The organism is Bradyrhizobium sp. Leo170, assembly GCF_004296405.1.
In the GTDB taxonomy this organism is placed as follows: domain Bacteria; phylum Pseudomonadota; class Alphaproteobacteria; order Rhizobiales; family Xanthobacteraceae; genus Bradyrhizobium.
Window position 1 is genome coordinate 1 of record NZ_PSRR01000495.1, and the last position, 4,495, is coordinate 4,495.

A 4,495-nucleotide genomic window follows, 5' to 3' on the forward strand; every position below is an offset into this window, starting at 1 on the left:
GCAAAGCGCAGCGTGCCCACCACCAGCACTCCGCTCGGGGTGGTGGGCACGCTTCGCTTTGCCCACCCTACGGGACCTCATGACCCGAGACGAATTCGTCGCCACAGCGCTGCGCAATCCCGCCAATGCCATCATCGCCGATGAGCTGCTGCGGCTGGCACTGCCCGACGCGTGGCTCGTGGCGGGCTGCCTGGCGCAGACGGTCTGGAACGTCAGGACTCATCGTGCGGCCGACTACGGCATCAGCGACTACGACATTTTCTATTTCGATCGCGATACATCCTGGCAAGCCGAGGACCGGATCATCAAACGCGTGCATGATGCGGTTCGCCACCTCGGCGTCGCCGTCGAAGTGCGCAACCAGGCGCGCGTCCATCTCTGGTATCCCGAAAAGCACGGCCTGCCCTACCCGCCATTGACACGCTCGACCGATGGCATCGACCGGTTTCTTACGAAAAACACCCAGATCGGAATCCGCCGCACGGCGGAAGGCTACGATGTCTATGCGCCCGACGGATTCGATGACGTCGCCGACATGATCGTGCGGCCGAACCCGGGAGCGAATTTTTCTGCAGCGAATTACCAGAAGAAAGCGGCGAGGTGGAAGGCGCTGTGGCCGGAGATCAGGGTATTGCCGGGTTGCTGATGCCTCCCGTCATTGCGAGGAGCGACAGCGACGAAGCAATCCATGCCTCAGCACGCGGAGACATGGATTGCTTCGCGGAGCCTGTCATCGGGCGGCGCTACGCGCCGACCCGGTGGCTCGCAATAACGGCGGGGGCTCGCGCTCGCCTGTTACCGCACCACGCCCGAGGTGAATCCGGCCTTGCGTCGCGGCGGCTTGATGTCCTTCTTCAGGAAACAATGCGGCTCGCGCCCGGCATAGCCGGGGCGTGCAAAGGTCCAGGCACGACATTTGTTGTCAGCGGCGCAAGCGGCTTTGCAGATCTCGTCGCCCTCGCCTGCCTTCAATTCGAAATTCTTGTAGTCGCCGCCGAGACGATCGATCGAGGTCTCGACCGTGCCATTGCGGGGCTCGACGACGCCGGCGCCGCGTACGCCGGTGACGCAGCAATTATTCTGGACGCGCGACGGCACCGAATTCTTGAGCCAGCACACCGCGCCGGTGGTGATGTCGGTCGGATAGTTGAAGCTCCAGGCGCGGCAGCGGCGGTCGCGCTCGCAGACCAGGGCGCAGTCGGCGGGATCGCCCGAGGCAACGGGCGAACTCAGGTAATCGCCGCCGGGGCGATCGAAGTTGACCTGCGCCTGCGCCGGCCGCGACGTCGCTACGACCGCCAACAAGGCGAACGTCACCACACTCGCCCAGAAGAGGCGGCCAATTCTCATATCCTACGCTTTCGACTGTCCCCCCGCGCTCACCGCGGGTGGTCATTTGAGCGCCGCCAACCTGTACGCTGGATGAACGGCTCAAAAATGCGGCAAGCTGGCACACCAGTCGTGTGACCGCCGGCCAGCGTGTGGCCTAAACGCCACGCACGCGAAGAAGATGCATCAGAACAAGCGGATAGGACACGATGACGCTAGATCAGAACCGAAGCTCTAGATTCTTGGTTTGACGCGTTTTCTGCGCAGATAAGTCTACGCAATCTGCGTAGAGTTGATTGCTATGCGAACCGGTATCCACTTCGCTCGAAAGCGCTTTAGAACGCGTATTCGTCATAGGCCGGCTCGACGGAGCCGTTCCAGGCGCCGTTGAACTTGTCCAGCAGCTCTTCCGCCGGCGTCCGGCCACAATCGATGATCCGCTCCAGCGGCTCGAGATAGCGGCTCTCGTCGCGGCCGATCTGGTCGATGCGGTTCCGCCGCCGCAGACCCACATGCGACAGTTTGAGACACTCTTTCGCGATCTCGAACAGATAGCGGTCCTTGATCCGCGCCTTGAAGCCGAAGCGCGGCACGTCGTCGCGCAGCGCCTGCCGCTCCCGCGCGGTCCAGTTCCGCACCAGATCCCAGGCCGCATCCAGCGTGTCGTTGTCATAGAGCAGCCCGACCCAGAATGCCGGTAATGCCGGCAGCCGTCCCCAAGGCGCGCCATCGGCGCCGCGCATTTCCAGATAGCGCTTGAGCCGCACCTCCGGAAAGATCGTCGAGAGGTGATTGGCCCAATCCGACAGGGTTGGACGCTCGCCGGGCAACGCAGGATTCTTGCCCTCGAAGAAATCGCGGAACGAGGTGCCGGAGACGTCAAGATAGTCGTCGCCGCGCTTGACGAAATACATCGGAACGTCGAGGGCATAATCGACCCAGCGCTCGAACCCCATGCCGTCCTCGAACGCCCATGGCAGCATGCCGGAGCGCCCATTGTCGGTGTCGCGCCAGATCTCGGACCGGAACGACAGGAAGCCGTTGGGCTTGCCTTCCGTGAACGGGGAGTTGGCGAACAGTGCGGTCGCGATCGGCTGCAAGGCGAGCGACACGCGCAGCTTCTTCACCATGTCCGCTTCAGAGGAGAAGTCGAGATTGGTCTGCACCGTGCAGGTGCGATACATCATGTCGATGCCGTATTTGCCGACCTTCGGCATGTAGCCGGTCATGATCTTGTAGCGGCCCTTGGGCATCACCGGGATCTCTGCCCGCGACCAGGACGGCGTCATGCCGAGGCCGAGAAAGCCGATGCCAAGCGGGGTTGCGATCTCGCGGACCTGCGCGAGATGCGCCATCAGCTCGCTCTGGGTCTGATGCACGGTCTCGACCGGCGCGCCCGACAATTCGAACTGGCCGCCCGGCTCGAGCGAGATCGCGCCTCCCCCGGTGACGTCGTAGAGGCCGATGATGTTGCCGTTCTCCATGATCGGCTCCCAGCCGAGCAGGAGCTTCATGCCGTGGAGCAAGGCGCCGATGCCGCGCGCGCCTTCATACGGCACGGGCTGATGGTCCTGCAGCGTGAACGGCGTCTTCTCATGCTCGGTCCCGATCCGGAAATCGGATGGATCCTTCACGCCCGCCTCGATCCACGCGACCAGTTCGTCGCGCGATTGGAGTGGCGTCATATCGATCTGGTCACGCGCCATACGAATTCCGATACTGAAGCGCTTCGATCGAATGCGCGCGGTGGCAGGGGCATCCGCGAACCAGGCGGCCCGCGGATGCTGGTGGCAACAATGATATCATCGGGCTGTCACGCCGTCTCTTATCGCAGGCGGCTTGGCGTCGCTGCAGGAACATCCCAGCCGGTCCAGGAGCGCGCAGAGCTTGACCGCGTCGGTATCAGACAGTTTCGACCCGACATGCTTCTCGATCGCCGCCGAATAGGCGCCCCACATCCGCTTCTGCAATTCACGTCCCGCCTCGGTAATCTCGACGAACTGGCCGCGCTTGTCGACCTTGCATTCGCGACGGGCCGCCAGCCCCTCGTCCACCAGGCGGTCGATCAGCCGCGACGTTGAATATTGCGGCAGCAGCATCTGACGCTCCAACTCCACCGGCCGCAACTCCCCCGACGGCGCGCGCGACAGCTCGAGCAGGGCATCGTACCAGGCGAGCGGCGGAAAACCGGCCTTCTTCAGGTCCTGCTCGACGGCGTCGAGCACCCGGCTCTGCACCCGCATCAGGCGGATCCAGGCGGCGGTCGCCTCGGTCGATGGTTTGCGTTTCATGGCCTAGTCCGTCATCGTCAGCACGAAGTGTACCGTACTCAATGCACCTGCATCAATCTTGACTAATCATGCATGTGCATTTAGTCGGTCCGACGCCCAAGGCCAACAGGAAAAAGGCCAACAAGAATTCGAGAGGAGATCTCCGATGAAATTATACTATTCGCCCGGCGCCTGCTCGCTTTCGCCCCATATCGCGCTCCTGGAGGCCGGCCTGCCCTACGAGCTGGTCAAAGTCGATGTACGCGCCAAGAAACTGGAAAATGGCGACGATTTCCTGCAAATAAACCCCAAGGGCCAGGTGCCGGCACTGGCGCTCGATTCCGGCGAACTGGTCACCGAAGGCCCCGTGATCGTACAGATGATCGCCGACCGTGCCGCGGGCAAGAACCTGGCGCCGGCCCACGGCAGCGCCGAGCGCTACAAGCTCCTCGAGTGGCTCAATTTCATCACCACCGAGCTGCACAAGAATTTCAGCCCGCTGTTCGCGCCGGTCCTGTCCGATGACACCAAGGCGTTCTTCAAGGACCGCCTGATGGGCAAGTTCAAATATATCGACGGCCAGCTTGCCGGGCGCGACTACCTCCTCGGCAGCCAGTTCACCGTCGCCGACGGCTATCTGTTCACGATGCTGGCCTGGGCCGACCGGATGAAGTTCGACCTGTCGGGCCTGCCCAATCTCACCGCCTACAAGGCCCGCGTCGCCGCTAGGCCGAAAGTGCAGGAAGCGCTGACCAAGGAAGGGCTGCTGAAGGCGGCGTAGGGTCTTTCCTCACCAAATGGCAAAGGGGCCGGATAGGCGATCCGGCCCTCTTGTAGTTGTGTAGCCCGGATGGAGCGAAGCGCAATCCGGGGACGTTCGAGCGACGGTTAAGTGG

At 62.8% G+C, this 4,495-nt stretch carries 5 protein-coding genes; 2 read left to right on the forward strand and 3 right to left on the reverse strand.

Annotated features, from left to right (window positions below; all coding sequences use genetic code 11):
- Positions 1 to 79 precede the first annotated feature (79 nt).
- Positions 80 to 646 carry a nucleotidyltransferase family protein gene (locus tag CWO89_RS41150; protein WP_130583964.1) on the forward strand — a complete coding sequence of 189 codons (567 nt, stop codon included), beginning with the start codon at positions 80 to 82 and terminating at the stop codon, positions 644 to 646.
- Positions 647 to 795: 149 nt separating this feature from the next.
- Here CWO89_RS41150 and CWO89_RS41155 read toward each other — a convergent pair whose 3' ends face one another.
- The 3 genes from CWO89_RS41155 to CWO89_RS41165 all read right to left on the reverse strand — a co-directional run bounded on the left by CWO89_RS41155 (position 796) and on the right by CWO89_RS41165 (position 3,620).
- On the reverse strand, positions 796 to 1,350 hold the full coding sequence (locus CWO89_RS41155; RefSeq protein WP_165421546.1) for a PAN domain-containing protein: 555 nt from the start codon (positions 1,348 to 1,350) through the stop codon (positions 796 to 798).
- Between the two features lie 314 nt (positions 1,351 to 1,664).
- Positions 1,665 to 3,035: a glutamate--cysteine ligase gene (locus tag CWO89_RS41160; RefSeq protein ID WP_130583965.1), complete on the reverse strand. Its 1,371-nt coding sequence runs from the start codon at positions 3,033 to 3,035 to the stop codon at positions 1,665 to 1,667.
- Positions 3,036 to 3,131: 96 nt separating this feature from the next.
- A complete protein-coding gene (locus tag CWO89_RS41165; protein ID WP_130583966.1) occupies positions 3,132 to 3,620 on the reverse strand; it encodes a MarR family winged helix-turn-helix transcriptional regulator in 489 nt (162 codons plus the stop codon).
- Positions 3,621 to 3,765: 145 nt separating this feature from the next.
- On the opposite strand from CWO89_RS41165, the gene gstA reads away from it, so the two are divergent.
- Complete coding sequence (gene gstA / locus CWO89_RS41170; RefSeq protein WP_130583967.1) at positions 3,766 to 4,380, forward strand: glutathione transferase GstA; 615 nt, start codon at positions 3,766 to 3,768, stop codon at positions 4,378 to 4,380.
- Positions 4,381 to 4,495: the final 115 nt, after the last annotated feature.